The organism is Thermicanus aegyptius DSM 12793 (genome assembly GCF_000510645.1).
Lineage (GTDB): Bacteria > Bacillota > Bacilli > Thermicanales > Thermicanaceae > Thermicanus > Thermicanus aegyptius.
Map to the genome: position 1 here is coordinate 3,238,306 of NZ_KI783301.1, position 25,409 is coordinate 3,263,714.

Annotated in this window: 23 protein-coding genes; 7 read left to right on the forward strand and 16 right to left on the reverse strand. The window is 50.9% G+C overall.

What is annotated here, in order from left to right:
• Positions 1-87: 87 nt before the first annotated feature.
• From THEAE_RS0117265 to THEAE_RS23745, 4 genes are all read right to left on the reverse strand, one after another.
• Positions 88-708, reverse strand: a complete 621-nt coding sequence (locus THEAE_RS0117265) for a response regulator transcription factor (RefSeq protein ID WP_005585705.1) — start codon at positions 706-708, stop codon at positions 88-90.
• Positions 705-1,712: a sensor histidine kinase gene (locus tag THEAE_RS0117270; protein ID WP_005585707.1), complete on the reverse strand. Its 1,008-nt coding sequence runs from the start codon at positions 1,710-1,712 to the stop codon at positions 705-707. The genes THEAE_RS0117265 and THEAE_RS0117270 overlap by 4 nt, the downstream gene beginning before the upstream one ends.
• A gap of 133 nt (positions 1,713-1,845) precedes the next feature.
• Entirely contained in the window at positions 1,846-3,384 is a 1,539-nt protein-coding gene (locus THEAE_RS0117275) for a flagellar assembly protein A (protein WP_028988283.1), read from the reverse strand.
• A 268-nt stretch (positions 3,385-3,652) separates the two neighbouring features.
• Positions 3,653-5,386 (reverse strand): LuxR C-terminal-related transcriptional regulator, encoded by a 1,734-nt coding sequence (locus tag THEAE_RS23745; protein WP_028988284.1) that lies wholly within the window; start codon positions 5,384-5,386, stop codon positions 3,653-3,655.
• 466 nt (positions 5,387-5,852) lie between these two features.
• Between THEAE_RS23745 and THEAE_RS0117295 the strand changes: the two genes are divergently transcribed.
• The 4 genes from THEAE_RS0117295 to THEAE_RS0117310 all read left to right on the forward strand — a co-directional run bounded on the left by THEAE_RS0117295 (position 5,853) and on the right by THEAE_RS0117310 (position 8,489).
• The gene (locus THEAE_RS0117295) at positions 5,853-6,293 is read left to right on the forward strand and encodes an Hsp20/alpha crystallin family protein (protein ID WP_005585714.1); all 441 of its coding nucleotides are present in this window, start codon (positions 5,853-5,855) and stop codon (positions 6,291-6,293) included.
• 189 nt (positions 6,294-6,482) lie between these two features.
• Positions 6,483-6,995, forward strand: a complete 513-nt coding sequence (locus tag THEAE_RS0117300) for an acyl-CoA thioesterase (RefSeq protein ID WP_028988285.1) — start codon at positions 6,483-6,485, stop codon at positions 6,993-6,995.
• A gap of 13 nt (positions 6,996-7,008) precedes the next feature.
• Positions 7,009-8,043 carry a glycosyltransferase family 2 protein gene (locus THEAE_RS0117305; RefSeq protein ID WP_245605584.1) on the forward strand — a complete coding sequence of 345 codons (1,035 nt, stop codon included), beginning with the start codon at positions 7,009-7,011 and terminating at the stop codon, positions 8,041-8,043.
• Positions 8,043-8,489 carry a GtrA family protein gene (locus tag THEAE_RS0117310; RefSeq protein WP_052330130.1) on the forward strand — a complete coding sequence of 149 codons (447 nt, stop codon included), beginning with the start codon at positions 8,043-8,045 and terminating at the stop codon, positions 8,487-8,489. Before THEAE_RS0117305 ends, THEAE_RS0117310 begins: the two co-directional genes overlap by 1 nt.
• Here the strand turns inward: THEAE_RS0117310 and THEAE_RS0117315 are convergent.
• The 6 genes from THEAE_RS0117315 to THEAE_RS0117340 all read right to left on the reverse strand — a co-directional run bounded on the left by THEAE_RS0117315 (position 8,441) and on the right by THEAE_RS0117340 (position 14,754).
• Entirely contained in the window at positions 8,441-9,874 is a 1,434-nt protein-coding gene (locus THEAE_RS0117315) for a glycosyltransferase family 39 protein (protein ID WP_052330131.1), read from the reverse strand. The two genes, THEAE_RS0117310 and THEAE_RS0117315, sit on opposite strands and share 49 nt — an antisense overlap.
• 123 nt (positions 9,875-9,997) lie before the next feature.
• The gene (locus tag THEAE_RS0117320) at positions 9,998-10,606 is read right to left on the reverse strand and encodes a YdcF family protein (protein ID WP_028988289.1); all 609 of its coding nucleotides are present in this window, start codon (positions 10,604-10,606) and stop codon (positions 9,998-10,000) included.
• A 144-nt stretch (positions 10,607-10,750) separates the two neighbouring features.
• On the reverse strand, positions 10,751-11,260 hold the full coding sequence (locus tag THEAE_RS0117325; RefSeq protein ID WP_028988290.1) for a transcription repressor NadR: 510 nt from the start codon (positions 11,258-11,260) through the stop codon (positions 10,751-10,753).
• A 24-nt stretch (positions 11,261-11,284) separates the two neighbouring features.
• Positions 11,285-12,349: a quinolinate synthase NadA gene (gene nadA, locus THEAE_RS0117330; RefSeq protein ID WP_028988291.1), complete on the reverse strand. Its 1,065-nt coding sequence runs from the start codon at positions 12,347-12,349 to the stop codon at positions 11,285-11,287.
• A gap of 28 nt (positions 12,350-12,377) precedes the next feature.
• Positions 12,378-13,217, reverse strand: coding sequence for a carboxylating nicotinate-nucleotide diphosphorylase (gene nadC / locus THEAE_RS0117335; RefSeq protein WP_028988292.1), 840 nt, complete (start codon positions 13,215-13,217; stop codon positions 12,378-12,380).
• Entirely contained in the window at positions 13,171-14,754 is a 1,584-nt protein-coding gene (locus tag THEAE_RS0117340) for an L-aspartate oxidase (protein ID WP_028988293.1), read from the reverse strand. The genes nadC and THEAE_RS0117340 overlap by 47 nt, the downstream gene beginning before the upstream one ends.
• 242 nt (positions 14,755-14,996) lie before the next feature.
• Between THEAE_RS0117340 and THEAE_RS0117345 the strand changes: the two genes are divergently transcribed.
• Positions 14,997-16,157 carry a cysteine desulfurase family protein gene (locus THEAE_RS0117345; protein ID WP_028988294.1) on the forward strand — a complete coding sequence of 387 codons (1,161 nt, stop codon included), beginning with the start codon at positions 14,997-14,999 and terminating at the stop codon, positions 16,155-16,157.
• A gap of 33 nt (positions 16,158-16,190) precedes the next feature.
• Here THEAE_RS0117345 and THEAE_RS0117350 read toward each other — a convergent pair whose 3' ends face one another.
• Both THEAE_RS0117350 and THEAE_RS21625 read right to left on the reverse strand, forming a co-directional pair.
• A complete protein-coding gene (locus THEAE_RS0117350; RefSeq protein WP_028988295.1) occupies positions 16,191-16,514 on the reverse strand; it encodes a 2Fe-2S iron-sulfur cluster-binding protein in 324 nt (107 codons plus the stop codon).
• 133 nt (positions 16,515-16,647) lie between these two features.
• The gene (locus THEAE_RS21625) at positions 16,648-17,961 is read right to left on the reverse strand and encodes an MDR family MFS transporter (protein WP_052330134.1); all 1,314 of its coding nucleotides are present in this window, start codon (positions 17,959-17,961) and stop codon (positions 16,648-16,650) included.
• Positions 17,962-18,179: 218 nt separating this feature from the next.
• Between THEAE_RS21625 and THEAE_RS0117360 the strand changes: the two genes are divergently transcribed.
• Positions 18,180-18,503, forward strand: coding sequence for a hypothetical protein (locus THEAE_RS0117360; RefSeq protein ID WP_028988296.1), 324 nt, complete (start codon positions 18,180-18,182; stop codon positions 18,501-18,503).
• A gap of 200 nt (positions 18,504-18,703) precedes the next feature.
• Positions 18,704-19,027, forward strand: a complete 324-nt coding sequence (locus tag THEAE_RS21630; RefSeq protein WP_039944531.1) for a hypothetical protein — start codon at positions 18,704-18,706, stop codon at positions 19,025-19,027.
• A 147-nt stretch (positions 19,028-19,174) separates the two neighbouring features.
• On the opposite strand, the gene THEAE_RS0117375 is transcribed toward THEAE_RS21630, so the two are convergent.
• The 4 genes from THEAE_RS0117375 to ppc all read right to left on the reverse strand — a co-directional run bounded on the left by THEAE_RS0117375 (position 19,175) and on the right by ppc (position 25,311).
• Complete coding sequence (locus THEAE_RS0117375) at positions 19,175-20,038, reverse strand: 2-oxoacid:ferredoxin oxidoreductase subunit beta (RefSeq protein ID WP_028988297.1); 864 nt, start codon at positions 20,036-20,038, stop codon at positions 19,175-19,177.
• A 1-nt stretch (position 20,039) separates the two neighbouring features.
• Positions 20,040-21,764 (reverse strand): 2-oxoacid:acceptor oxidoreductase subunit alpha, encoded by a 1,725-nt coding sequence (locus THEAE_RS0117380; RefSeq protein ID WP_039944532.1) that lies wholly within the window; start codon positions 21,762-21,764, stop codon positions 20,040-20,042.
• 259 nt (positions 21,765-22,023) lie between these two features.
• Entirely contained in the window at positions 22,024-22,335 is a 312-nt protein-coding gene (locus THEAE_RS0117385; protein WP_028988299.1) for a rhodanese-like domain-containing protein, read from the reverse strand.
• A 213-nt stretch (positions 22,336-22,548) separates the two neighbouring features.
• Positions 22,549-25,311 carry a phosphoenolpyruvate carboxylase gene (gene ppc, locus THEAE_RS0117390; protein ID WP_028988300.1) on the reverse strand — a complete coding sequence of 921 codons (2,763 nt, stop codon included), beginning with the start codon at positions 25,309-25,311 and terminating at the stop codon, positions 22,549-22,551.
• Positions 25,312-25,409 lie beyond the last annotated feature (98 nt).

Sequence of the window (25,409 nt, forward strand, 5' to 3'; positions counted from 1 at the left end):
GATGAAAGGAAATGTAGGCTGGTCCATGATTCCGGAGTAATTCACCATTCGGGAATCTTCGCATCCACCTTAGAAAACCGAAAGCCCTTACAACTTAACCAAGTGATACTTTTTCGCCAGTTGAACCCAGTCCCTCTTCCGGTTCGTGCCCAGCTTTTTACTAATATTTAAGCGGTGGTTTTCTACCGTTTTCGTGGAGATCGTCAATTGCTCGGCGATCTCCTTTTGGGTATATCCTAAGACCGTCAAGACAAAGATCTCCTTCTCCCGAAAGGATAATGGGCAATGTTCATCATGAAGGGATTTATTCTCCTCCTTCATAATGTGGGCGGGAAAGACCTTCTTCCCGTTTAACACCTCTCGGAGATTGCTTACAATCTCCTCGCCATGAAGTCGTTTTTCGATATACCCATCGGCGCCTGCCAAGTAGGCTTTCCTTTTGTATTCATCCTCATCATGCATGGAGAAAACCACCAATTTCATCTTCGGATTGATCCGGCGCAGTCGGGTAATGGCATGGAAACCATCCATTCCCCCAGGCATGGAGAGATCCAGGAGGGCGAGGTCAATGGGGTATTTTTCGGCGAGGCGGAGCGCCTCTCCCCCTTCCTCGGCAAAGAGAATCGATTGGATCGGAAAAAAGTCATTTAAGAGGAGGGATAACCCGTCCCTAACGATTTCATGATCATCCACGATGAGCAGATTCACGAACTTCCCCCTCCTTGAAGTGGAATATATCCTTCTACGACGGTCGGCCCTCCGATTTTGCTAAACCATTTGATCTCTCCTCCCATCATTTCAATCCTCTCTTTCATATGATATCTCCCCACCCCTTCTTTGCATTCTTCTACCTTAAACCCTCTTCCGTCATCCCGCACTTGGAAAAAGAGCCGGGTTTGCCTTGGCTCCAGGAGAAGATCAATCTGTTTCGCCTTCCCATGGCGGACCGCATTTAACACCGCCTCTTGCAGCACCCGGTAAAGGTGGAGGCTCGCTTCATGGGAAAGGGAGAGTTTCCGGGGAGGGAGATGAAGATGAATCGCTATCCCTTCCATCTCCCGCCAATCTTCCGCCGCCCTTAAAACCGCCTCATGTAGATCAAAGGCATCCGAAGGAAGGGGGCGAAGGGTTCTCGAAATCCGGCGAATGCGCTCTAACGCCTCTTCCAAACCGGTTGTTAGTTTCCGGGCGTGTTTTTTCATGGCTGGATCGCATTCGTGGCGTTCAATCCCTTGAAGGCCTAAAACGGCGCTGTAAATGGTTTGTCCGATCTCGTCATGGAGCAGCCTGGCAATTCGCTTCCGTTCCCTTTCCTGGGCGAGTATCGTCTCCTTGACCAAGGTGTGCTCCATTTTTTTCGTCTGTTCCTCCGCGATGCGGAGGGGATCCCGGATGATCAGGATGTACCCTGCCGTCCCGTTCAGGAGGATCTTTTTGGTGCTCATTTGAAAAAAACTATGTTTTCCTTCATAGGTAGGCATATGGGATTCGAAGACAGGAAGGGCATGGTCATGCATAAGAATGCAGCGTTCCTCTCCAGGCAGCACCTCTCGCATCTCACAATAGGAACAGTGGGGGACCTTCTCCCCTTCCTTCCACCCCATCTGTTCCTTGGCAATCCGGTTGATGTAGAGGATCACCCGATGTTGATCCATCACGATGACGCCCTCAGGGAACTGGTCTAGGATCTCTTTTGTCCATATGCTTTCCATGAGAATCCCTTCTTCTTCCGATGCTTGCTTTTACTTTACCATAAAATTGTGAAGAAGAATGAAAGCCTCTGTGAAATGGCCACGAAACGACCATAAAAAAAAAAGAAGGCAAAATCGTATCCTTTGCCTTCTCCTATCCTCTGGTGAGATGGATCTCCCCTTCCTTGATGCGTATGCTTACTTTTGCCTCCTCCCGGGTAAAGAAATGCCCTTTCCCGCCGATGAGAACTTCGGTCTCCGGATATACTTTATTAAGACGAACCACTCCTTCAGGATCAAGTACTTCAACCAAGGTGCGCACTCCGGCCTGGGACCCCACTTCTTCAAGCTCTACCCTATGGCCGGACCTGATTTCGCCGCCCCGGTAGGAGCCTTTCCCTCTCACGCTTCCTCCGGCATCGATGATCGAATGGTATCCTCCCCGTTGGGTTACCTCCACATCCCCTTTTGATTCCACTTTACTGTTAAGGAGACTGGAAAGAACCACCTTCACATCCTTCTTATCTTCCGCCGGATTCTCTTTCAAAAGCTGCTTTAAATGTAAGAGCAGCTTTTGAAACCGGACATAGGTGATGTCTGGCGGACTTCCCCCTGTGTGGGAAAGCTGTGCCTGTACCTGTTGAAGCCCATCGATCACCTCCAGCCAATCTTTTGGAAGGCTGATCTTTTGTCTTTCCTTGGCCAATTCTTTAATCTCCTCCCCGATGCGGGGATTTATCTTTTGGATCAACAGTTTGACGACCGGAAGGATCGTTTGCTGCTCCTCTTGCAAGATCCATTTCCCCTGGGGCGTTTGGGATATTTGATGGATCCCGACGTCCACTTTCTCCAGATCCTCTTTGATCTTTTCCAAGGTGAATTTTAATTCTTGCAAGGGGCTAACACCAGCAGAAAGATGGCTGCCTATCGCCTGACCTTGAACCAGGATCGAACCCCCTGCCTTTACGGTGGCCTTCATCACATTTCCCCCGACGCGGATATCCCCGTCTGCCTCCACGGTCATTCCTTCGTTTATATTGCCGGAGATTTGAATATCTCCGCGGAAGCGGATATTCCCGGTGGAAAGGTCCACATCTCCCGACTGGATGAGGGTTGGAGCGACACTGATGTGGTAACCCCCGCTTTTCGTCTTTACCTTTAAGTATCCATTGATCGTGGCGTAGATCACCTTTCCTTCCTCATCCAGCCGAACCCCTTGCCCAAGGGCGATGTTAACCGCCCGAACCGGAGGGGGAGGGATCGGTTCCCCACGGACTCCGCTGCCCTCCCTGCCCGGCTGAGGAGGGAAGATCTGGGCGATTCGGTCTCCGGCGGCTACACTGGGAATGCGAAAGAAATCCAGATAATTAATCCTTCCGTTCTCCTCCACGAAGCGATGCTCTTCCTGAGTTTGAACGAACCATTCCACCCAACCGTCCTTCCCATTCTCTGGAGGAGTTCCCTCCGCCAAGAGATATTCCCCCGGTGGAGGCGCATGGAGGGCGACTCTCAATTCTTCCTCTTGAATGGGAAGTTTGATCCCCTCCTGCATGAGACGCCGCTTCACCTCTTCTTCCGTAAAGGGAGCCTCCCCTTCTCCTTGCTTTACAATGAGTCGGACCTTTAATGGTTCGATGTGCAGGTGCCAAAGAGGATATTTTTTTCTCTCTTTCCCAAGACCTTCTCTCTCCATCAAACCCAGCCCTCCTTTTCATCCCCTCATCGGGCTTATCGAATGAATTCGAGCATGGAGAACTTCCCTTTTTGCATTAAACCTGTTACCCCTTCTGTGATTCGCTCTCTAATTTCAGTATAGGCTATTTTTCTCACGGCGAAAAGTCCCAACCTCACCTGCAACTTTTCTCCTCCCCATCGACATCCAAAACGTTTCCTATAAAACCTTTCCTAATACTTTTCCGCCTCCATCTCCTCTTTCTTGTTTCGAAGAAAATGAAGGCGGGCTACGTCGATGATTTCATCCCTTTTTGGGGATGGAGGAACATCACCATCAGTTGCGAGCGATCGTTTAATTCCAGTTTCTGCAGAATATTGGAAACATGGTTTTTCACCGTATGCTCACTAATCATAAGCTGTTCCGAGATTTCCTTATTTTTATATCCCAGACAGACGAGTTTCAAGACCTCTTTCTCCCGATTGGTTAATTCGCTTCGGCCTAGGATCTGTTCTTCGAGCTCCGTCTCGTAAGAAGAGGCGCGAGAATAAGGAAGGAGGACTTGAAGCAGCGTCTTTCCTTCATCCCTCTCAATGGCGATTTGTCCCATGTGATCGGCAATCACCTTATAGCTGATCATCATTTCGATGCCGATTCCCTTTTCGTTGAGGGAATAGTGGGGAAGGCCCGCCTTCTCTACGATCTCCTTCGTTCTTACGTCTACATAGATAAACCGAATGGAATAGAAATTCCCTTCATCCCTTTCCCCTTTGACGGTTAGGGGGGATCCTTCATCCTTTCCTTCGAGGATGTACCGCAGGAGATTCTTAAACGAAAGCTTCAGCATCTCCCGATTCCCCATGACGATGGGATTCTCCCCATCAAAAAGAGCGGTGATCCCATCCTTTTCAATCAAACCTTCCTGTTCGGCATCCCGAATGACCTCCTCAAGAATGGAACGGAGGAGAACTTCTTCCTTCTTAGCCCTGGAAGATTTGGCGAAAAGGAGAAAATGATTGACCACTTCTTCAATCTTGTCTATTTCTGCGAGAATCATGGGAAAATAGGATACTCCCTCTCTGCTTATCCCCTTGCTCTCCTGCTGCAGGAGGGTTAAAAATCCTCGGATCGTCGTGATGGGGTTGCGGAGTTCATGGGCTACCCCGGCGGCGAATTCTTGGATCATCGCGAGATGGCTGCTCTTCTCCAAAAACTCCTCCTGCGACGCTTGACGTGATATATCCCTGCCGATCCATAGAAAGCGATCTCTTTTTGCCCCATAATCGAAATCAGGGCTGATTCTTGTTAACCATACCTGGAAGATCCTTTCTCCTTTCTCTCCGCGCCGAAGTCGAATGCGTCGTTCGATCGTTTTGTTGCCGGGAAGATTTTGCAGCGCGGAAAGGAGGGACCCCTCTTCTTCCAACCATTCGCCAATCCCCTTCCCTTCCCAATCCAGGCCGAGATAATCGGCGGCTACCGGGGAAGCATAAAGAATTTTCCCCTCCCTATTTAAGAGAAGAACCATCACAGAGGCATAACGGAGAAGAGAAAAATCTTCCTTCTGAAAAAGTTTTCCGATGTCCACGGTACCGGGGTTCAGCTTTGACGGAGAAAGGGGATACGCCTCATCGAAAGATGTGGCAAAAGAACGGTCCAACCCAATGATGCTGAAACGCTCCTTCAGGAATAGTTCCATCCAGATCACCACCACATCGGTGATTTTCCCCTTCTGTCGGACCGGAGTCAGGCTGCCCAGGATCGGAATGCCCGAGAGCTGCATCATGACCATCCCCTGCTCTTTTCCCCGCCACGCCCGCTCATAGACCTCTTCCAACTGATCGGCGATCGTTCCATCCGGGAATATCTCTTGAAGATCATGGTTAAGAAAATCTTGAGGGGTATAACCTAATCGGGTTAATAAGTTTCCCATCGCAAACGTATGTACAAATCTTCCTTTTTCCTTTCTAAATCCATACACCATTCCGGCCATTTTGTAGAGTGGTTCATACTCTTCCCGCATGAGGTACTACTCCCTCCACCCAGCTTCCTTACAAAACTCCCTCTTTTCCTTCATATCCCAGCAAATTTCGACCATTTTCCCGGGAAATACGAACAAAACCATCCTAACTTAGTACCCTATCACGAATATAGAAAAGCGTATATAGGCAGGATTACCCATTCTTCGCCTCTTTTCCATAGGTACTTAGAACTAGTTCCCGCTCGCTCCGATCGATTTTTTCCCTCCGAATTTTAAATTGTATAGTCAAATCATCCTATACGTCGGGGCCGTTCAAGATCTTGTCATCAAAAAACCCTTGACACATTACCATAAAAAGGATATTATAAGATTGGTCATAGAAGTCATCCTCTATGAACCATGAAAACCTTCAGGAGGCGATGGGAAAAAGAAAGATCCTACGGATCGTGAATGGTGTGGGTTCAGTCTCGGTTCGTGGCCATTTTTCTGGTGAAATGGAGGGAGTTTCATGAATCTTGTTCCTTTTGATCCTTTCCGCCATCTAGAAAACATGAAGAATGAACTGGATCGCATCTTCTCGGCAGGTTTTCCGGGAACATTTTCCCTGATGGATGCTTTTCGACTTCCCAGAGTAGATGTTTACGAATTGGAGAAAGAGGTAGTCGTCCGTTGCGACCTTCCAGGCATAGAGAGAAAAGAAGATATCCACATTGAGGTATCGGAAAATCACGTCTCCATACACGGAACCGTCCAGCGAATGGAAGAGGTGAAATCGGACCGGATGTACCGGCAAGAGCGGTATGAAGGAAATTTTCAACGCTCCATTCCTCTCCCGGTATCCGTTAAAAGTGATGAGGCGAAGGCCAGCTATAAAAACGGGGTGTTGGAGATCCGCATCCCCAAGCTGAATCCGGAGAATCGAAGAAGAATCGACATTGATTTCCAATAAGTTCCGTGAAAATGATCTCCCGATGGAATGAGCATGCGCATCACCCTTTCCTCACCCTCTGCTTAAGCGGGGTGGGGGTTTTTTGTGAAGTGGGCAGAATTCTGTAAGGGAACCCTTCGTCATGCTCCTTGTTTAATGTACCCAAATGCGTTAAAGTAAGAATATCCTTTCAGAAAAAAGAGGGAGACCATGGAGAAAAAATTTTGCAGGGAATCAAGGGTTGTAAAAACGAGCCTCGTGCTGCCAAACGATACGAATAATCACGGCACGCTTTTCGGCGGGCGGCTCATGTCCTATATCGATGATGTCGCCTCCATCTCCGCCATGCGCCATTGCCGGCAGCGGGTTGTGACCGCTTCTGTGGATACCGTAAATTTTCTTTATCCCATCCATCGAACCGATTCCGTCTGCTTGGAGTCCTACGTAACATGGACAGGCCATACCTCTATGGAGGTTTTCGTGAAGGTGATCACGGAAGATCTGTTCACCGGGGAACGGAAGATTGCCGCCACCGCCTTTTCTACCTTTGTCGCCTTGGATGAAAACTTCCATCCTGTTCCTGTTCCGGAAGTGGTTCCCGAATCCCCCGAAGAAATTAAGCTGCATGAGACCGCCCCGGAACGGCTAATCGAGCGGAAACAGAAGAGGGCGAAGAGCAAAGAACTGGCCGATTTCCTGACGATGAAAAAACCTTGGGAGTAAGGAGGTTTTCCTGTTGAGCATTCGCGTTCCCAACCGGGAAGGGAACCTGAACGTCGCCTCACCCGTTCTCTCGGTCGTAATCCCTTGTTACAATGAGGAGGAGGTTCTTCCCGTTACCGCAGAACGGCTTACCTCTATGCTTTCGCAGATGAAGGCGGAAGGGCTGATCTCGGAAAACAGTTTTCTCCTCTTCGTCGATGACGGGAGCAAGGATAAAACCTGGCAAATCATCGGCTCCCTCGCCCGGGAACAGCCGATGATTCATGGGATTAAACTTGCCCATAATGCGGGGCATCAAAACGCCCTCTTCGCAGGGCTGATGGAGGCGAAAAAACAGGCGGATTGCGTGATCTCGATCGACGCCGACCTTCAGGATGATGTGGATGTGATGAGGGAATTTATGCAGAAGTATAAGCAAGGTTTTGAGATCGTCTACGGGGTGAGAAAAAGCAGGGCGTCGGATACCTTTTTTAAGCGTACCACGGCCGAGGGCTTTTACCGCTTCATGCGGGCCATGGGAGTGCAAATCGTCTTCAACCATGCCGATTACCGCCTGCTGAGCCGGAGGGCGTTAGAATACCTGGAGGAATACCGGGAAAGAAACCTCTTCCTTCGGGGAATTATTCCCCTCTTAGGGCTTAAGTCTGCCACGGTTTACTACGACCGCCATGAACGCTACGCCGGTCAATCGAAATACCCGTTGAGGAAAATGCTCGCCTTTGCCTTCGAAGGCATCACCTCCTTTAGCGTTACTCCCATCCGTTTTGTTACCCTCATGGGCTTTTCCATCTTCATCATAAGTATCGCAGCCGGCCTCTACGCGTTATGGAGCAAACTGGCAGGCCGGAGCATCGGCGGTTGGACCTCCCTCATGCTGTCGATCTGGTTTATTGGCGGAATCAATCTGATGAGCATCGGCCTCATCGGAGAATATATCGGCAAGATTTATTTGGAAACCAAACAGCGTCCCCGCTATCTCATCGAAGAAAGGCTTGCTCCCTTGCCACAAAGGGATACTTCATACGACAAAATGGGGAGTCGTTCGTAATGGATATAAAGAGAAAGGTGATCATCGCCGTACCCCATACCTTCCTCCGTTTTCTCCTCGTCGGTATCATCAATACCGTGATCGGTGTTGGGACGACCTTTATCTTCCTTCACTTATTTCACTGGAACTACTGGTGGTCCACCTTTATCGGCAACAGCATCGGGGTGGTGGTAAGCTTTTTCCTGAACCGTTCTTTCACTTTCCGGGATACGGGAGACATCTCCCGGAGCTTCCCCCGCTTTCTGCTCGTAACTCTCCTCTCGTATTTCCTGGCCTATGGGCTGGGTCTTCTCTTGGCGGAGAGGGTGATCGCCCTCCTTCCCATCCCAGGCTCCTGGATTGAAAGCGGCGCCGTCCTGATCGGCGCCGGGCTTTATACGATCCTGAACTATACCGGTCACAGGCTCTTCACCTTTCCCCGGGTAAAGAAAAGCCTGCACCAATAAAGAACCCCTCCCATGCCGCTCCCCAAAAAGAGAAGGAAGCCGGGAATGAGAAAGTAACGATACCTCACCTGAATCTCGATCAAAAGATGAACTGCCGCGTACCCTAGGATCAGGAGGAGGAAAAACGCTTCTTTCTGATCCCCTTCCCCCCTCCACAACCGGATCAGTGACGCCAAGCCGAAGAGAAGAGCGGCGAAGAAGAAGAAGCGTTCCAGCCTCGTCTCCCATCTTTCCACCCAGGGGAGGGATAGATCCCGCAAACTCCACCAAGCCGCCTGATCCGGAGAACCCCACAAAAATTCCATTTTCTTTCGGAGAAGCTGCAAGATGGCTTTGCTGTCCGATAGCCTCTCCTTTATCATCTCTTTTTCCACCTTGATCTTTTCCTCGAGGGGGAGATCGCGCAATTTCTGGTCATCGGGAGGGTAATATTGGCCGATCGATTTTACATTGAACCCCTCCACGAACTTCCAATAGGGATCCCGGTTCCCCAGCGGGTAGGAGGTAACCCCCAGGGCGATCAGCCAACTGCTTATTCCTATGTGAAGGAGATAAAAGAGGAGGAGAAGCCCTGCCAATCGACCGGTATAGATCCATCGATTCCCCTTCGCTTGTAGGACATAGTGGAGGAGAAAATAAAATCCCACCGCCAGGAGGACGACAGGGCCATAGGGACGCATGATATCCCCCAGGGCGAGCAGAAGCCCGATCCCGATCCAGGCATAGCGGCTCTCCAACCCTTTGATCATCAAAAGGGCAAACCCTGCATAAAAGAGAAAATCGGCAATATGTTGATTGGTTAAGACAGAACTCATCATGATGCTGGAAGGATAGAGGGCATAAACCCATCCTGCAACCCTTCCTGCAAACTCTCCAAAGAGATGCCGGCCGATCCCGTACAAGAGAAGGGCAATCCCCGTCTGGTAAAGGGCATTTAAGATTTTTAGAGGGAGAAGCCCTGCCCCGAAGATCTTGACGATGAGCGCCTGATACATGGTAAAGCCAAGCTGGTAAACCCATTGGGAATAATACGGGCTCCGGCTAAAGGAATAATCCCCTTGAGAAGCCTTCACGGCACTCTCGTACATCAGTTTAAAGTCGGAAAAGGGCTCTGTAGGAACCGCCAATATCCAAGCGAACCGGAGGAGAAAGGCAACAAGAAATAGAAGAAGGAGAAAATGGCGGTTTCCTAACCTCCATCGGCTCATCGCCAGGATTCCAAAGAGAAAAAGAAGGAAGAAAAAAAGAGCACCTGCGAGGGTATACCAGGTTCCAAAGAGGGATTGAATCGATAACCAGGTGGGTCTCAACAAATAGGAGAAAAAAAGAAGGGTGAGGATCAGAAGAAATCGATATCCGATTCGATGGATACGTTGCAAAAACATGATCGCTTCTCAACTCCAAGATAAGAGATCACTTTCCTTTAGCATGTTACGCTTCAAAAAAACAGGCATATTCGCCTGCTACTCTACCATAGTTCGGCCATTTCCGCAAATCCATTTTCTTCTTTAATATTTAATCCAATAGACGAGGTATTTGGCCAGTTCGGTAAGTACCACCTGCTGTCTCTCAGAATCTTCCCACCAGCGGTCCAGGTTCGGGGTAAGGAGGTCGCCGGAGTTCGCATACGTCAGAGAGATCCCGCTCCCCTTATAGACGCGGTCAAAGGTCATTTTGGATCGATGGGAGTGCCAATAGGAGGTGACCACAATCGCGGAATTCCAATGATTCCGTTGCAAGATTTCCTTCGTATAGACGGCATTTTCGTACGTGCTTCGAGAGCGGTCCTCTTTAAAGATCGCCTCCTCCGGTACTCCTAACTTTTTCGCCAGAGCCACCATCTCATCGATGGCCCGGATGCGCCAAGAGAGTGAAGTTCCATCGGAAAAAAGAATTCTCGGCGCAAGCCCTTTCCGGTATAATTCCACGGCTCGGGCGGTTCGCTCTCCCCGCGTCTCTCCTCCAAGTACGATGATCACATCGCTGGGGACATAATTTTCCTTTGTGACCAAAAAATTAGCGATTCCTTGGAGCCAAACCCCCCTGAACAAGAAAAGAAGGAGGAGCATTCCCACGGAGACCCCTACCCATTTAAGAAAAGAATGTCTGAAATGCATGACTCCCTCCGGTCTCTTTTTCATCCCTGCCAAGACCTCTCTGTTTCCTGCCCGGCGAAAATCTCTCCACGGTCCTGTCTCAACTATTATATCATCTCTTCTCCCCAGATATGATCTCCGGTTCATTTGGAAATCCAAAAAAGCTTAAGTCCGTACGATCCGATAGCCCGCTTTCACGAGGGAGTCCAAGGCATCTTCAATATACTCCGGTTCATCCGCTTCCAAGGTGTGGTAATGAAAACCGCCCGTCACTTCACTGAAAAGGGGCAGGTTCGATTTCTCCCTCTTCTCCAGAAACCGGCGGATATCCTTCGGCGTGCGAATGTTTAATTCCCCTCTCACCTTCCCGTAAACGGGATGCTCAATCATCACGTCAAGAATAGAGACGTGATGGGCGACGAGAATCTCCAATTCCCTCCGAAGCTGTTCCGGAGTGTGGGTAATGCCGATCACCTCTTGAAAGGCTTCCGGCAGGGCATCGTCCAGCAGATATCCATGGGTGGTGCTTACGATGCGGTATCCGTCCTTGCGCAAAAAAGCGATGTCCTGGACGAGGGTCTGGCGGCTAACCCCGACCCGCTCTCCCAATTCCGCCCCCTTTACCGGTCTTTTATGCTCCTTTAGAATACGAAGAATTTCCTCCCTTCGATTCATCGCACTTCGTCTCTCCTTTCATTCTTATCCGAGGCGAAGCATCCGTTCGATCGCCACTTTAGCCCATGAAGCGATCTCCTCGGGCACCCGAATCACGTTCTTTCTTTCCCCATTTAAAACGTTCATCACGGACTCGTGAAGATGGGGAAGATCGATGCGGTTCATGGTATAGCAAGCACAGACGATCGGATTCAGGGAATAGATTTCCTGTTCGGGATGCTCTTTCGCCAATCGGTAGACGAGATTATGCTCCGTCCCGATCGCCCATTTTGTCCCTGCAGGAGCCCGCTCAATCGCTTTGATGATGTATTCCGTAGAGCCGCTCTCATCGGCTTCCTGGACCGTTTCAAACTTGCATTCAGGATGGACGATCACCCGAATGCCGGGGTGCTCCTCACGCATCTTCCGCACATGAACCGGGTCAAAGCGTTGATGGACAGAACAATGTCCCTTCCAGAGGATCACCTTCGTATCCTCCCGCGCCTCTCCCCCTTCGATCCTCATCTCCCGGGGGTTATACACCTTCATGGCTTCTAAAGGGATTCCCAGGCGGTAGGCCGTATTTCTTCCCAGATGCTGGTCGGGAAGAAAGAAGATCCTCTTTCTTTCCCGGAGCGCATAGGCCATGATCCTCTCCGCATTGGAGGAGGTAACCGTCATCCCGCCATGTTGACCCACAAAAGCCTTTACCTCGGCGGAAGAATTTACATAGGTGATCGGAAAAGGCGGATCTCCATACGTGTCTATAAGGAGTTCCCACGCCTCCTCCAATTCATCCCGATTCACCATATCGGCCATGGAACAACCCGCCTTAGGGTCAGGGAGAATGACGGTTTGTTCCGGAGCGGTAAGGATATCCGCCGTTTCCGCCATAAAATGGACCCCGCAAAAGAGGATGAAGCGGGCATCGGTCTCCGCCGCCAAACGGGCTAGGCGGAGGGAGTCTCCCCGGAAGTCGGCAAACTGTATCACCTCATCCCGCTGGTAATGATGCCCGAGGATCACCATCTCTTTTCCTAATTTCTCTTTTGCCGTCTTAATTTCCTGCAACATCACTTCCCGGAGAATCTCATGGGTTCGGGTAGACAATCTCTTCTTCCTCCCTTCTTCGCTCCCTTTACTTCTCCGATTCTAACTCTAAGCTTAGATCTAAACTCTTCACCGAATGGGTAAGCCATCCTAGGGAGATGTAATCGACTCCGGTCTCCGCGACGGCGCGGACATTCGCCGGAGTAATCCCTCCCGATGCTTCGGTCGGTATTCTACCGCCGATGAACGACACGGCTTCCCGCAGCTCATTCAAGCCCATATTATCCAAAAGGATCAAATCAACCCCCAAGGAAAGAGCCTCCTCCACCTGGGACAACTTCTCCGCCTCTACCTCGATCTTTACCATATGCCCGACGGAATGGCGAACCCGCCTCACCGCCTCTGTCATAGATCCGGCTGCAGCCAAATGGTTATCCTTAATCATCACCGCATCGTAGAGGCCAAAACGGTGGTTCCTCCCTCCTCCCACCCGAACCGCATATTTGTCAAATAAGCGTAAACCGGGGAGTGTTTTCCGAGTATCCACGATGGTTACGGGTAGGTCGGCCACCTTTTTCACCACCTCACGGGTTTCGGTGGCGATGCCCGACATCCGCTGCAAAAGGTTGAGGGCCACCCTTTCCCCGGCCAGGATGGCGCGTGCCTTTCCCTTGATGCGGGCAAATGCCTCTCCTTCCACCAAATCGGCCCCGTCATGACGGAGGAAAGTCATCTCCACCTGAGGGTCTAAAAGCTGAAAGACCTTCCGAGCCACCTTAAGCCCTGCCAATCGTCCTTCTCCTTTTGCGATGAACGTACCGACGATGCGATCTTCTTCCGTAAAAATGGCTTCCGAAGTGATATCCCCGCTGCCGATGTCCTCAATTAGAAAACGACGCAATTCTTTTTCGATCCATAAGGGATTCATGGTTTCCTCCTTGATAGAGATGGTACGCCTCTTTCTCCTGACCGGGGAAGTCGCTCCGGTAATGGGAGCCCCGGCTCTCCCTGCGCATGAGCGCCCCCTCCACGATAAGAAGGGCCGTCGTTATCGAATGACCCACCGGGGTGGGCAGGGGGGGGAGTCTCTTTTGCAACAAGCGAAGGATTTCCTTCGCATTCCGAAGTCCCTTCTCGTCCCGTTCCAATCCTACATTCTCCCACATCACCCGTTTTGCCTCTTCCATTACGCTTTGATCCGCCTTTTCCGATGCGGACCGTAATTCCTTCGGGGAATAGGGGAGAGAGAGTTCCCCGAACGAAAGCCTCTTTGCAGATCCTGTAAGGAGATCTTCCCTCGCTCGTTTGGCGGCGCGGATTCCAAAAACGACGGCCTCCAGGAGGGAATTGCTGGCCAAGCGATTGGCCCCATGCACCCCGGTCGAGCCTACTTCCCCTACCGCGTACAGGCCTTGAAGGGAACTCCTCCCATCCAGATCGGTGTAAACTCCGCCCATGGCGTAATGGACCACCGGTACGACAGGGATGAGCTCATGGGCCGGATGGATCCCATGTTGCGAGAGGTTCCGGGTGATGGATGGAAACCGCTCCGAAAAAAGACGGACGCTCCGGGCATCGAGAAAAACCTCTCTCCCCTCTTTCATCTCCCGGTGAATGGCACGGGCCACAATATCCCGGGAAGCCAACTCGCCCCTCTCATCCACTTGGAGCATAAAACGCTCACCCCGATCATTAAGGAGGAGGGCCCCCTCGCCGCGGACCGCTTCAGAGATTAAAGGAAGGGGACTTTCGTCCGCTTTTAATGCCGTAGGGTGAAACTGAATGAATTCCATATCCCGGAGAAGGGCGCCAGCCCGATAGGCCATGCCCATCCCTTCACCGGCGATGCCCTTTTCGTTGGTGGTGTAAGGGTAAAGGTGACCTATCCCGCCGGTCGCCAGGATCACGCCCTTCGCCAAAAGGAGAAAGGGATCCTTCCCCGCCGCTTGGACGACGGCGCCTATGACCCGCCCTTTACGGAGGACAAGATCAAGGGCCCTTGTCTCTTCCAACACCTCTATCTTGGGATGGGAGAGGACGGCGGCCATCATCTTCTCCATCACTCCCTTGCCGGTCCGGTCCCCGCCTACATGAAGGATGCGGTTCCGGCTATGGGCCCCCTCTCTTCCCAGCGAATAATCCCCCTCCGGATTTCGATCAAAGGGGACTCCCACTCCCTCCAAGAAGCGGAGGGCTTCCCACCCTCCTCTCAGGAGCGCCTCAACCGCTTTCCGTTCGGACAATCCTGCTCCCGCCCTTAAGGTATCCTCCAAGTGGGAGCGAAGATCTCCCTCCAGATCTTGGGGAACGGCGATTCCCCCTTGGGCCCGATAGGAATTGCATTCATTTATTTTCCCGGCGGTGATTACGATAACCTGAAATGGATCGGCTGCGTTTAAGCTGAAAGTAAGCCCGGCCAATCCGCTTCCGATGACCAGAAAATCGGTCTCCACGACTCTCCACATGCCCCTCCGTCTCCTTCGCTCCCCAAAAAATTTTCTTGTTTGTGCTCTTTTTCACAAGATGGATATAGGCTTCCCGAGCATTGAATCGATTACATCCCATTATGAAGGCGATTTTTACAGATGTCAAGACAGAATCTCTATGATAATGTAAAGAATGATGACCGTTTTGATCGGGTGTTTAGGAGATAGGTTTAGGAGATAGAGATAGAACGCCAATTTATCCGTGAAGAGGAGAGAGAAAGATGAAAAAGGAAATCGCCCGCTATTTTGATTACGCCGCCACTTCTCCCATGCCGGATCCGGTGATGGAAAAGACCTTTTCCTACTACGCCGGACGCTTCGCCAATGCGGGCAGCCTCCACACCTTAGGACTTGAGGCGAGAGAGGCGCTGGAGAAGGCAAGGGAGACGTTGGCGGGAGGCATCGGAGCCCGCCCCAGAGAGGTGATCTTTACGGGAAGCGGCACGGAGGCGAACAACCTGGCGATCCTCGGCGGAGCCCGGAGAATGAAGAGGATGGGCAAGGGAAACCATCTGATCACTACAAAGATAGAACATCCCTCGGTGTTAAGGGCTTTTCAAGCCCTCGAGACGGAAGGCTTTGAGGTGACCTACCTGCCGGTCGACAGAAATGCCCTAGTCGATACAAAGGATGTGGAAAAAGCCCTCCGCCCCGACACGGTGCTGGTCAGCGTGATGATGGTCAATAATGTGGTAGGGAGCATTCAACCCATCCGGGAGATCGGACATCTCCTTAAAGGGAGAGGAATCCTCTTTCACAGCGATGCCGCCCAAGCCTTCGGAAAGATCCCCATTCAAGTCAATTCATTGCACGTCGATCTTCTCACCCTCAATGGGCATAAAATTGGAAGTGTTCAAGGAATAGGAGCTCTCTATCTCAGAAACGGGGTGCGTATCGATCCTCTCTATTTCGGGGGTGAACAGGAACGGGGAATTCGGCCGGCAACCGAAAATGTGGTGGGTATCCTAAGTTTCGCCGCGGCATGGGAATGGGCTCGCGGCAAGATGGAGGAGGAAAGAAAGCGAATGGAAGGGTTACGCCGTCTCTTTTTGCAGGAAATTCGGCGCCGCATTCCCGGGGCGAGGCTGAACGGTTCCCCCGACCATACCCTTCCCAGCCTCATGAATATTGCCATCGAAGGAATTGAAGGGCAAGCCTTGATGCTTGACTTGGATCAAAAGGGGTTCGCCACCTCCAGTGCCTCGGCATGCAGCGCCCATTCCATGGAACCCTCCTATGTACTTCTCGCCATGAATCCATCCACCGAACGGGCATTGGAGGGCCTTCGCATCTCCATGGGGTGGGGGACAACGGAGAAAAGCATTCTTGATTTGGTAGCGGCATTCGAAACCTCCGTAAAACATTGGCGGGGGCTTCCGTAAAGGGAAGAGGTTGGGCGGGGAGCTTCCTGGGTTCTACATCGACGGGGTTGGACCGGGTTCCATTCCCGTTTCTGAGACGGTCATGATGGGACGGACAACCAAATTGGAACGGACACGGACTTGACAAGAAAGGCGAATATTTGTTTTATCCAAACCCTTCGCCTTTAACATCTGGTATTCCCGCTCCCCCATCAAACCGGGATCTCCCCTTATGATCTCTACCCTGCAGCTGACGCAACGGGCGTTTCCTCCGCAACGGTGCAAAATGTCAATTCCATTTTCTTCTAAAGCATGAACCAGCTTGATCCCTTCTTCCACTTCCCAGCTTCCCACGCAGGGCACTTCCACCTTAGGCATGAAAACCCCCCCTTTCTTAACAGCATTCTCTTCGCATGATGATGAACAGAACCTTTCTCCGGGCCGTCAATTGTCACCTACGATACACCCTTAGATCTCATCCGGATGATCATTTAGTTCGCCTGCATCGATCCTACGGTTTCATCTCCTGGATCGGGTTCTTCCCTTCGGGGCTTTTCCTCTCTTGGACGCTATGGCTCAGCCATCTAGGCAACAGGTTATAGAAGAAGAAGAGGAGAAGCGCCAAAAGAATCAGGAGGATCATGACGGTGAACATCATATACAAACCCATCCGGTCAAAGAGGAACCCTCCAAAGAAAGGACCGATCATCCTGCCTCCGGTGGCGAAGCTGCTGATCACTCCTTGATATAACCCTCTTTTTCCAGGGGGAGAGAGCTCCTCCGTCGCCACCGGAACAGCCGGCCAGACCAGAATCTCTCCCAAGGTGGTAATCCCCATCGCGATGAAAAAGCCGACATACTTCTCCTGGTAGGGAAGGAGGAGATAAGCGATCCCAAAGACAAGCGCACCGAGAATAAGATCCACCTTGACCGATGGGAACCATTTCCGTAGAATCCTGCTGATCAGGGGTTGGAGGAGCAGGATTAAGGCCCCGTTTAATGTCCATAGAGAACTATAACTAGAGAGGGGAAAGCCGAGATCGGTCATCCGCTTCGACATAATCGTCGACCATTGCATATAGGGAACCCAAGTGATGAGGTATCCGAGCCCTAGGAGCAAAAGGGCGAGAAAACCGGCATCCCAGTGAAATATCTTATGCTCGAACCATTCCTGAACCCTATTCCCTTTGGAAACGGACGCCACCTCCCCGCCTGCCGGAATCCTCCCTACTCCCTTCCGATCCGCTTCCTCATCAATCCCGAAAAAGAGGAAGAGAAAGAAGATGAAATAGGTAAGGGCATTCAGTAAAAAGGTATAGGAAAAGGATAATTGAGCCACCAGCCCGCCTAATGAGGCGCCGATGGCAACCCCTAAATTTTGGGAGATATAAATGTGGGAGAATGAACGCTGCCCTCCCTCCGGCCAAAGCCCTCCTGCCATCGCATAAATCGACGGGAAGATCATGCCGGTCGCAAATCCTAAAATGATCATCATCCCCAGATAAAGAATCCAGGCAGGAAAGAAAGCGACGGAAAGAACGGAGAGGATTGCAAACCATATCCCGATCCCTATCGTCCACCTTCCGCCCATGCGGTCATACATCGCCCCTCCGATCAAGCTCCCAAGCATGCCGGCTCCCGCCTGAAGAAATAGGGCCAATCCGGCCTCCGTCACGCTCCTTCCCATCACCTGTGTAACGAAAACAGTCGTAAGCGGCCAGAGAAAGGATGTTCCCGTCGAATTAATCGCAGCACCTATGCTAAGCAACAGTAACGACCTGGGCGTTTGATTTTTCTTTTTTATTTCTCTCTTATTTGTCGTCAACCCATATCCCCTTCCTCGCTTCTTATCTATTCTACCCCCGAAGGGATCAAACTGAAAAGGGGAAACCTTAAAAGGGAAATATTCTCAAAATGGAGAGAATAAGGGGAAGGGCATTGACAACCCCCTCAAAGAAGGGAATAATGAGGGCTACAAAGGTTCAAGGTCAATGAGCATTGCAGTCGATCGGAGTTAAACCGGACAGCGTTAGGAGGATAAAGATGAACCATTTTACGATCCAATATGATCAAGAGCTCGGTATAGAGGTTCCCCACCTCCATGTTCCCTTTGATCAGCTGGACCAACGGGAAAAGGAAGAACTATACGCCAAAATGGAAGAGATCAGCGGTAAGATCCCGGAACGTATCCGGCAACTGGAACATGAATATAAGGAAATGTACGATCGAGTATCACAGGAAAATTCCGATCAAACCTTTTTTGATGGAATGGAGCGCCTCAATCAGATCTCACGTTTGATTAGTGAATTAAATATCTTATATCTGCAAATGCAGGGAAAGTACCTTACCTCTTATCAAGGCGGCTAATGGGAGAAGCGCTCCGCTTTTTCGCAAGTGTTACTTTTAGATTGGAGAAAGTTCCAAGGGAACTATTTGTATATATTGTTACATATTTCGTAAGGAAAGATGACACTTATGCGGTGGATCCCTTTTTTGAATTGACAGAAGAATTGAGATGAGAAACAATAGGATCAACATAAAAATTTTTAAAACGGGAGGGAGCAGAAATGGAGAAATATGAATTCCACTATGTCGAGGAATTGGGGATTGAGATTCCGCATCTTTACGTTCCTTACGATGAATTAAGTGAGGATGAAAAGGAAGATCTTCAGGTGAAATTCGAGGAGATTAGCGGTAAGATCCCTGAACGGATCCAAGCTTTAGAAAAGGAGTACCGCGATTCATATTATCTCTTTGCAAAAGAGCCTTCTGAAGATGCCTTCTATCATGGAATGGAGTATTTGAACCGACTGTCGCGAAATATTTGCGAGCTTAATATTTTATATTTACAAATGCAAGGGAATCATTTGGTCACCTATATCGCCGATTAACACCGGTTCTTCTATAAGAAACAACCCCACCGCGCGCAAGCAGGTTGGGGTTGTTTCTTTGGGTACTAAACTTTTTGCCGCTTCATGTTCCTTGATTATGCCGAGTGCGGTGTTGGCGCACCTAACCCTTTTGATATGATTAGGGTTTTATTTAAACGTCTTCTCAATCTCCCTGAGGAGTGACTCATTCATCTCTCCCTCTTCAACACCCATATTCCATTTGATTCCCAGTTGAGTCTGGAAGTCGTCTCGCCCTTCCTCTACAAAGAGGATTCCCTGCACCAAGCCTTCCCGTTCCTTGATGACGCGTATCGCCTCTTCCCGGGTGGGAAGGGGAGCTTCCACGGGAACCAGATGCTCTTTATAGAAATCATAGGTATTTACCTTGTTATAGGTGACGCATGGGCTGAAGATGTTGACCAAGGAAAAGCCCCGATGCCGAATCGCCTTTTCGATGATTTCCGTCATCCCCTTAATATCTCCGGAGAACGCCTGGGCGACAAAAGTTCCCCCATTGGCGATCGCTGTTGAGAGGGGATCGACAGGATATTCCTTATTTCCCTTTACCGTCGTCTTGGTGATGAAATCATGGGCGCTCCGGGGAGAGGTCTGCCCCTTGGTCAGCCCATAAATGTTATTATCCATAACGATATAGGTAATATCCATGTTGCGGCGAACGGCATGGATAAAGTGTCCCGCACCGATCCCGTACCCGTCGCCGTCACCGCCTGCCGCAATGACGGTCAATTCCGGCCGCGACATCTTAACTCCCTGCGCCACCGGAAGAGAACGTCCGTGAATCGTATGAAAACCATAGGTCCTCGTATATTCGGAGATTTTGCTGGAGCAGCCGATTCCGGTTACGATGACGGCTTCATGGGGAGCGATTTGAAGGTTAAGGAGCGCCTTCTGTACCCCCGCCATGACGCTGTAATGACCGCAACCCGGGCACCAGGTGGGGGTGTCCCCTTTATAATCTTTCAGGCTTAAGGTTGGTTTCACCATCGCCATTTTACAACAACTCCTTTACTTCATGATAGACACGGGAAACCGTGAAAGGATTGCCGTCATATTGGGTGATGAGGAAGCTGGACCCATGAATCGGAAGATGCTGTTTCACCCAATTTAGAAGCTGACCGCTGTAGTTATTCTCCACCGAAATCACTTTCTTGCCCAAGAGATAGGGCTTCAATTCTTCCACGGGAAGGGGGTTAAGCTGCTGAATCATGAGGACTCCTACCCGAATCCCATCTTCCTTGAGCTTCGCCTGAGTTTCCTCCAGCACCCCCCGGGTAGATCCTGCTCCCAGCAAAATGACATCGGCATCCCCATCGGAGATATAGAAAGGAGTGGAAAGGCGTGCAGGCAAAATCTTCTTCATCCGCTTCTCCACCATCCTGGAGCGATTGGTAATATCTTCGGAGATATAGCCATCCTCGCCATGTTCGTTGGAGCTTGCCGTATGGACGCCTCCTTCGGTTCCCGGCAGTACCCGCGGCGAGATTCCATCTTCGGTGAAGCGATAACGTTTAAAGATGAACTCTCCCAGCTTCTTTGCCTCTTCTGCGCCGACCAATTTTCCCCGATTGATCTTTACCCTCTTCGCATCTAAAGAAGGAATCGTGGTCCGGTTCATGCTGAGGGCGAGGTCCAGAGCGATGTAGACCGGGCACTGATACTGTTCCGCCAGGTTAAAGGCTTCCGCCGCCACATAGAAGGCATCTTCAACGGAGCTGGGATACAGGACGATCCGAGGAGCATCGCCATGGGAACCGAAAAGGAGGTGATTTAAGTCGCTTTGCTCATGTTTGGTAGGAAGTCCCGTGGAAGGACCACCCCGTTGGGAATCCACAATGACCACCGGGGTTTCGCTCATCGCCGCAAGCCCTAACGCCTCCGTCTTTAATGCGAGCCCCGGACCGGAGGTGGAAGTCATTGCTCTTGCTCCGCCATAAGCCGCACCGATGGCAAAGGTAATGCCCGCGATCTCATCTTCTACCTGCATGATGGTACCGCCCACTTTAGGCAGATTGGCGCTCATCCATTCCATGATTTCACTGGCAGGGGTGATGGGATAAGCGGAGAGAAAACGGCAGCCGGCCATGAAACTGCCGAACGCCGTCGCTTCATTGCCGGAGATATAGAGGCGATCTCCCTTCTCCATCTTCTCCAACCGACGGACATAGTTTGATAGATATTGCTCTACCAATTCATATCCTTTTTCCACCGCCGCCTTGTTCGACTGAATGACCGTTTCTCCTTTTTTAGCGAACTGTTCCTCGATGAAGGAGAAGAATTCCTCCTTCGGCAGGCTGATTAACCCCCCCGTAATCCCCAGGGCGATCATGTTCTTTGCCAAGGGATTGCCCAATTCCGTCGCCAATTTCTTCAACGGGAAGGAGGCCATCAAGAGTCCATCTTCTTCACGAATGTCTTGTTCCTTCTCCTCCATGATGACGATCCCGCCGGGTCGAAGCTCATGACGGTTTACCTCCAAAGTCTCCTTGTCAAAGCATAGGAGAATGTCCGTAAAATCGCCATGATACCGCGTCCGCTCTGCCGTAGCCCGCAGCTTATAGTTTGTATGCCCACCCTTGATGCGGCTCATAAATTGCCTGTAAGTGGTTACATAGTAGCCATAACGAAAAAGGGTTTTTGTTAAAATCTCCCCCGTAGAATCTACCCCTTCCCCCTGTTGGCCTCCCACTTTCCATTCGATGGAACGAAGAGTTTCCATGCAGATCACCTCAATTTTTATATAACAGGTCTTGTTTTGATATATTACAAATCGCCTGTCGCTATAGAAAGTATACACCATTTCTCACTTTATTTCAATATAACAGTTTATATTTATACAGTATTACAGTTTGGCGAAGTTGACGTCATCGTTTTCTGCACGCACCGAAACAACCGGCTGTAGGCGATAAAAAGGGCGGATTGTCTACCTTCCTTAAAAGAAAAAAGAGGAGATGGCCTCGCATCTCCTCCACAAAGCATTAAGCCCCGACCTCAATCTCCCCCGGCCAGTTGAGCATCCCACCCGCGACGTTCACCGTCTTAAACCCGAGTTGGGACAGATAACGGGCCGCCATGGCGCTCCGGTTGCCGCTGCGGCAGATGATGTAGATTTCCTTCTCTTTATCCAGTTCAACGTAACGCCTCGGAATCTCACCCAGGGGAATGTGTATCGCTCCCGGAATATGTTCTGCCAGCCACTCCACCAATTCCCGGACATCAAGGAGATAAATTTCCTCCCCATTCCTCATCCGTTCATACAGCTCGTCGGCCCAGATTTCTGTAAACGGCACCTGTTCATGCTCCTTTCCCTATCGAAGATCAAACTCGCCGGGGTTCTATCCATGGATATATACCCTATATGGTATTTTAAGGCGGATTTCTCCTATTGTCAACGTGTTAATAGCCTATAATTCTATTCTACACCCTTTGCAATTCACCGACAAATACCATATCCTTCCCGGGCAGATAACCCCCTCATAAATAGGCAGCATGAACGGTTCAGTTCAACCGGTGTTCCGAAGCCCAGCGGCAATGCCATTGATGGTTAACAAGACCTCTTTGCGCAGGGAGGGATCCTCTTCCCCTTCCGCCAAACTCCTAAGCCGCCCGATCAGTTCCACCTGCAGGAAATTGAGGGGATCTACATAAGGATTACGCAGACGGATGGAGGAACGAATGACGGGGATTCTCTCCATCAATTCCCGCTGCCCCGAGATGAAAAGAATCATCTTCTCTGTTCGGCGATATTCTTCTTCAATGGCGGAAAAAATGCGATTGGCCACCGCCTGATCTTGAACAAGATGCATGTATTCCCTCGCTGCCAACAGATCCGCCTTCATGAGCGCCATCTGCAGCGTGTCGATCAGGTTATGGAAAAACGGCCAATCCCGGTACATCTCCTGCAGGAGCTCCCCTCCCCCTCTCGCCGCGAACCGATCCAAGGCATACCCCGCGGCATACCAGGCAGGCAAAAGCTGCCTACTCTGGGTCCAAGCGAAAACCCAAGGGATTGCCCGCAAATCTTCAAAACGCCCACTCCCCTTCCGACTGATGGGTCGGGAGCCGATCGGGAGAGAGCCCAATTCCGGGAAAGGAGTGGATTGCTTGAAGTATTGGAAGAAGTCGCGATCTTGGAAGACGATCTCCCGATACTTCCCATGGGCATAGGCTGAGATTTCCTCCATCGCTTTTTCCCAGGTTTTCCGCCTCTCGAGAACCTCCTCCCCCCGCTCCTGATTCCGAAAGGTTACCTCCAAAAGGGCTGAGGTGGCTTGTTCCAAACTGCGATGGGCGATCTCCCGGATGAGGTAACGGGAGGAAAGGACCTCCCCTTGTTCCGTCATCTTTATGGCGCCACAGCTCGCTTCCAGGGGCTGGGAGAGAATGCTGCGATTTAGGGGCCCTCCACCTCTCCCCAAAGCACCCCCCCGTCCGTGGAAATATTTGAGCCGGATCCCATATCGCGAAGCGACCCGGTACATTTCCTGCTGTGCCTTATAGAGATGCCAATTGGCGGTAAGAGTTCCACCATCCTTGCTGGAATCGGAGTAACCCAGCATGACTTCCTGAAGGTCCCCTCTGGCTTTTAGATGTTCCCTGTAGAGGGGAAGCGTGAAGAGGGCGTTAAGGATGGCGGGGGACGCCTCCAAATCTTCGATCGTTTCGAAGAGAGGGGCCACATGGAGCTTGCTTTCAACCCTTCCGTCCCGGTGACGGCGATATAGTCCCGCCTCCTTCGCCAGAACGAGAACTTCCAAGATATCGCTTACCGACTCGCTCATGCTGACGAGATAAACCTGGATGGCACGCTCTCCAAACTCCTTGTGAATTCGGGCGATCATTTGAAAGACCGCGAAAACGGTCTGAACCGATGCAGGGTATTCCTCGATGAATGAGATAAGGGGCCGGGGATCATCCAGCACCCGGACAAGCAAAGAAACCTTCTCCTCTTCCGATAGAGAGGGATAATCTTCTGCGAGGCCGGTGGCACGAAAAATTTCCGTCAGCGTTCCTTCATGTTCTCCGCTGTGATTCCGGATATCCAGGGTGGCTAAGTGAAAGCCAAAAAGCTCCACCTGACGGATCAAATGGCGAAGGGGACGGACAAAATGGCCCTTCGGATGATGCCGGAGGATCGAGCTTTCGATCTTCCTCAGATCGGCTAAAAGCTGCTCCGCATTCTCATATCCTCCCTCTTTTCCCGCCTCAACCCGTTCCAATTTCTCGATCATCACCCGAATCGCCCGACGATACCCTTCGTGGGGGATGAGCCAGCGCTCCTCCGGCGGAAGGAGCTCCTCCTCTTCCAGGAGGGCGGCCACTTCACCGCTGATAGGGGCGCAATGAACCGATTGGCTTAACTGCCTCATCAACCGATAGAGGGCAGTTCGGTACTTTCGAAGCACGAGGCTCCGATGGCGTTTCATCGTCTCATAGGTGATTTCCGGCGTCACATTGGGATTGCCGTCCCGATCCCCGCCGATCCAAGAGCCAAAATGGAGATAATGGGGGATTTGCCACCTTTCTTGGGGATATTCTTTCTTCAATACCTCTTCCAATTCTTCGTGCACTTCGGGCAGGAGGTCAAAAAGGGTTTCGTCAAAGTAATAGAGCCCATTCATCACCTCATCCAACACGGTGGGGCGACGATCCCTCAGTTCCTCCGTTTGCCATAAGATGGCTATCTCATTAAAAAGATCTTCCTCCAAAAGTTCTCTCTCCCGGTGGGTTAGGAGGGGATGATCCAATTCTTCCAGAAGCTGCGAGATCCGATGGTGACTTTCTAAAACGGTCCTCCGGGCCGCTTCGGTGGGGTGGGCGGTTATGACCAACTCCAAGGACATCCGGTCCAACTTTTCTTTAAGCTCTTCGACCGTCACCCCCTTTTCTTTCAAGCGGTGAACCGCCTCTTCCATCGAACCGGGCTGCCGGATCTCTTCCTCATTCCTGCGATATTGCCTCCGCCTCCGAATGCGGTGGTTCTGCTCGGCAATATTTACCAAGTGAAAATAGAGGGTAAATGCCCGAATCACATCCCCCCTCAATGGAGGGGTTAAGCCGTGAATCCGTTCCTTAAGGCGTTCATAAATCTCTTGATGGTAAGATTGCCGCAAAGACTTGGTCATCTCACGGATCTCTTCTACCGTGTTAAGGAGTTCTTCTCCTCCGTGGGAAATCAGGACTTGCCCAAGCAATCGCCCGAGAAATTTTACATCCCTTCGCAATGGAGCCGTCGAATCCCAGTCTCTCGCCAGCATGGTGCTCATCGATTTCCCTCCCCTTCAATCGAACAATTCTATTATTTTCTGATTTCTTATCTATTTATTCTATCGGTCTTTCTCCTTTTATTCAAGCAAAAAGGTTA